Here is a 3,611-nt window from a genome sequence, read left to right as displayed (position 1 = left end):
GGCGTGGGTGGCGAGGGTCTGCACGGTATGCGGGTAGGCCGGATCCGCGCAGATCAGGTCGACCACCGACCGCAGCAGCGGGCTGCGCGGCGCCGGACCGCTCAGCGAGCACCGTAGGGCGGTGCAACGGCTGTGGCGCGCACAGGGTTTCGGCCAGTTGATAGTGCGTGCCCTCGAACGGTCCGTTGTTCTGCGGATCCCACATCTGCGCGCAGATGCGCAGCGCCTCCTCCAGACGCTCGAATCGTTCGGAGATCGGCGGATACGGCACGCCGAGCCCCAGGTGTTCGCGTTCGAACCACGCCGCGCCGATGCCGAGGGCGGCCCGCCCGCCGGAGAGCACGTCGAGCGTGGTGACGGTTTTCGCGAGCAGTCCGGGATGGCGGTAGGTGACCCCGGTGACGAGCAGTCCGAGTTCGATGGTCGAGGTGTGCGCGGCCAGGAAGCCGAGGGCGGTGTAGCCCTCGAGCATGTTGGCCTCGGCCGGAAGTCCGGTCGGCTCGATCTGGAAGAAATGGTCCATGAACGACAGCCAGGTCGCTCCCGCAGCTTCCGCCGCGACGCCGACCCTGGCCAGTTCGCCCGCGATGGCGGCGGTGCCGCCGTCGATATCGAAGATGGGGACGTGAATGCCGAGTTCCATCGGATGATCTCCTTCGCTGTCGACAACTCCGCTGACTACGCTATGACCTGGAGTGCACTCCAAGTCAAGGCCCGGGGCCGCGAGAGCTGCCGACGGCGAACCCGATCAGCCCAGTTCGGCGACGGCATCGGTGATGACGGCGGCGACCTCTGCCGGGTGGGTCTGCATCACCAGGTGCGGCGCGTCGATCTCCACGACCGATCGCAGCCCGGCGCGCTTGTATCCGAACCGCTCGACCTCGGGATTGATGGTGCGATCGGCACTCGAGACGATGCCCCAGCCCGGTGTGGTCTTCCACGCCGCCGCGGTGGCGGGCTCGCTGAACGCGATCGCCGACAGCGGCCGCTGCGAGACCGCCAGCGCGCGGGCCTTGTCCGGGTCGAGCCCGGCCGCGAACACCTCGGGGAAGGCGTCGATCGCGACGGACACGTCGGTGCCCGGTTCGCCGCCCGCGACCGGGTACGGCGCGTAGACGAGATGGGCGGCCAGATCGGAGTCGGGGAAACCGCCCTGGAGCTGCCCCAGGCTCTCACCCTCCTCGAGTGCGTAACCCGACACGTACACCAGTCCGGCCACGTTCTCGGCGACTCCGGCGACGGTGATGACCGCGCCGCCGTAGGAATGTCCGGCCAGCAGGACCGGTCCGTCGATCTGTTCGACGAAGGACCGGATATAGGCGGCGTCCTCGGCCAGGCTGCGGTTGAAGACCGGCGGGGCGAGGACACGGTGACCCTCGGCGAGCAGGAGTTCGGTGACGGGCTGCCAACTGGAGGCGTCGGCGAAGGCGCCGTGGACGAGAACGATGGTGGTCGATGAAAACGACATGGGGTTCCCTTTCTCGATCGCTCGCAGCGGTGCGGACGGCTGCGCGTTCAGCTTGCGCCGCGACCGTCGCGTCGCGCCCCCCGTCACCGGCCTCGAAAGCCCCCGATCAGGACACCGCCGTCATCGGTTGCGCGAAGGCGGGCTCGGAAACCGCCGTCGATCGGGTGGATCGGAACCGCTGCTGGTACTTGCGCGGGGAGATGCCGAGCCGGGCCACGAACGCGCGTCGCAAGGCCTCGCTGCTGCCGTACCCGGCGGCCATCGCGGCCTCGGTGACATTGTGCCCGGCGTGCAACATATCCCTGGCGACACCGAAGCGGATGAAGGCGACGTACTCGGCGGGGGAATGTTCCAGCTCCGCCCGGAACAGGCGGGTCAGGTGCCGGACGCTGACCCTGGCGTGGGTGGCGAGGGTCTGCACGGTATGCGGGTAGGCCGGATCCGCGCAGATCAGGTCGACCACCGACCGCAGCAGCGGGCTGCGCGGCGCCGGACCGCTCAGCGACGCCGAGAACTGGGACTGCCCGCCCGCGCGCTGCATGTAGACCACCAGCGCCTGCGCGACACGGCGGGCCACATCCGCGCCGTGATCCTCCTCGACCAGCGCGAGGGCGAGATCGACACCGGCCGCGACACCGGCCGAGCTGTACAGATTCCCGTCGCGGACGAAGATCGCGTCCGGATCCACGGCGATCGCGGGATAGCGGCGCGCCAGGTCGGCGGCGAACTTCCAGTGCGTGGTGGCGCGGCGGCCGTCGAAGACGCCGAGTTCGGCCAGCACGAACGCGCCGCTACAGATGGAGGCCAGCCTGCGGGTGTGCCAGGACAGGTGCCTGGCCGCCGCGATCACCTCGGGGGTCACGAACGACGACGGCGGCAGTTCGCTGCCGGGAATGACGACGGTGTCGAAGCCCTCGGCCTCCGTGGCCTTCCCGCCCACCTCGATGCGCGCGCCGATGGAGGTCTGCACACTGCGGCCGTCGACGGAGAGCAGGACGACCTCGTAGTCGGGCACCGTCTGGTTGGCCTCGACGAAAACCTCCGCGGGTCCGGCGAAATCGAGCATCTTGACACCGTCGAACACCAGGATGCCGACACGTCGGCGATGCGGCGCGGTGAAGTGGGAGGCCATGGCGACCAAGTATTGTGGAGGCACCACTCCAGAACAAGGAGTGTGGTCGATCTCGCAGGTGGATTGGTACGGTGAGCGAATGGGACGGCCTCGACAATTCGACGAGTCGATCCTGCTCGACGCCGCCACCGAATTGTTCTGGTCCCGGGGTTTCGACACCTCGGTCGAAGACGTCTCGCGCGCCACCGGCGTCGGCAACGGCAGTATCTACGCCGCCTACGGCAGCAAACGCGGACTCTTCCTCGCGGCCTTCGAGCGCTACTGCGACGGTCGCGCCCGATTCGTCCACGACGTCGTCTCCGCCGCGCCCGGTTCCGCGCGCGCGGCCGTCCGCGAACTCTTCGAGGCGGTCATCGACGATTGCGCCGCCCGCCCCGATCGCCGCGGCTGCCTCATGCTCAACAGCATCGCCCAACTGAGCAACCGGATCCCCGAAGTCGTCACCATCGGCGCGCGGACCACGGCCGCCATGGAACGCAGCGTCGCCGCCCGGCTCGAAGTCCTTGTCGGAGTCGATGATTCCTTCGACACGCAGGCCGTGGCCGTGCACAGCGCCACCGTCGTCCTGGTCGCTCAGGGCCTGATCCACTCCAGCCGTTCCGGCACACCGCGGCAGCGACTGAGCGATATCGCCGACGTGGCGAGCCGGGTACTCCCGGGGGATCTGTCCGAGGCGGATGGGCTCCCGGGGCCGCGCGGTCGACGGTCGTCGTGTCCGTGAACACCGGCCTACGCCGAGTGGCGGGACTCTCGAAATCGTCGCCGACCGGTGAGCGGGAGATGACACCGTCGGTGCGCTGACCACGACGGCAGCCGCGTTCCACGTTCACCGCCGCATGATGTGGGCGGCGACTATCTTCCAGGTTCGGTGGGCATGACGCCCGGTTGATTGCTGGTGGACTCGGCAGGCGGCGTCTGCCCGTGATCCTCCGGAATCGGTCCGGTGACGCCCGGCTGCCCACCGGGGTCGGGCAGGGGTGTGGAACCGTCGGGTGCGGGTGCGGGTGCGGG

4 protein-coding genes are annotated in these 3,611 nt (G+C 69.2%); 1 reads left to right on the top strand and 3 read right to left on the bottom strand.

What is annotated here, in order from left to right; translation table 11 throughout:
- The 3 genes from JZ792_RS40850 to JZ792_RS40840 form a co-directional block, all read right to left on the bottom strand.
- On the bottom strand, positions 1-643 hold a 643-nt coding region (locus tag JZ792_RS40850; protein ID WP_216918312.1), incomplete at its 3' end, for an LLM class flavin-dependent oxidoreductase.
- A gap of 105 nt (positions 644-748) precedes the next feature.
- The gene (locus tag JZ792_RS40845; protein ID WP_216918311.1) at positions 749-1,468 is read right to left on the bottom strand and encodes an alpha/beta fold hydrolase; all 720 of its coding nucleotides are present in this window, start codon (positions 1,466-1,468) and stop codon (positions 749-751) included.
- Between the two features lie 106 nt (positions 1,469-1,574).
- On the bottom strand, positions 1,575-2,600 hold the full coding sequence (locus JZ792_RS40840; protein ID WP_216918309.1) for a GlxA family transcriptional regulator: 1,026 nt from the start codon (positions 2,598-2,600) through the stop codon (positions 1,575-1,577).
- Positions 2,601-2,679: 79 nt separating this feature from the next.
- Between JZ792_RS40840 and JZ792_RS40835 the strand changes: the two genes are divergently transcribed.
- Positions 2,680-3,321 carry a TetR/AcrR family transcriptional regulator gene (locus tag JZ792_RS40835; RefSeq protein ID WP_216918307.1) on the top strand — a complete coding sequence of 214 codons (642 nt, stop codon included), beginning with the start codon at positions 2,680-2,682 and terminating at the stop codon, positions 3,319-3,321.
- Positions 3,322-3,611 lie beyond the last annotated feature (290 nt).

The sequence above is a fragment of the Nocardia noduli genome, assembly GCF_019038455.1.
Taxonomy (GTDB): Bacteria; Actinomycetota; Actinomycetes; order Mycobacteriales; family Mycobacteriaceae; genus Nocardia; species Nocardia noduli.
The sequence above is the reverse complement of the archived record's forward strand: the minus strand, read 5'-3'. Positions and strand labels throughout refer to the sequence as shown.

Coding starts and splice junctions, on each gene's coding strand:
- JZ792_RS40835 (WP_216918307.1), top strand. CDS start 2,680: ATGGGACGGCCTCGACAATTCGACGAGTCGATCCTGCTCGACGCCGCC.
- JZ792_RS40840 (WP_216918309.1), bottom strand. CDS start 2,600: ATGGCCTCCCACTTCACCGCGCCGCATCGCCGACGTGTCGGCATCCTG.
- JZ792_RS40845 (WP_216918311.1), bottom strand. CDS start 1,468: ATGTCGTTTTCATCGACCACCATCGTTCTCGTCCACGGCGCCTTCGCC.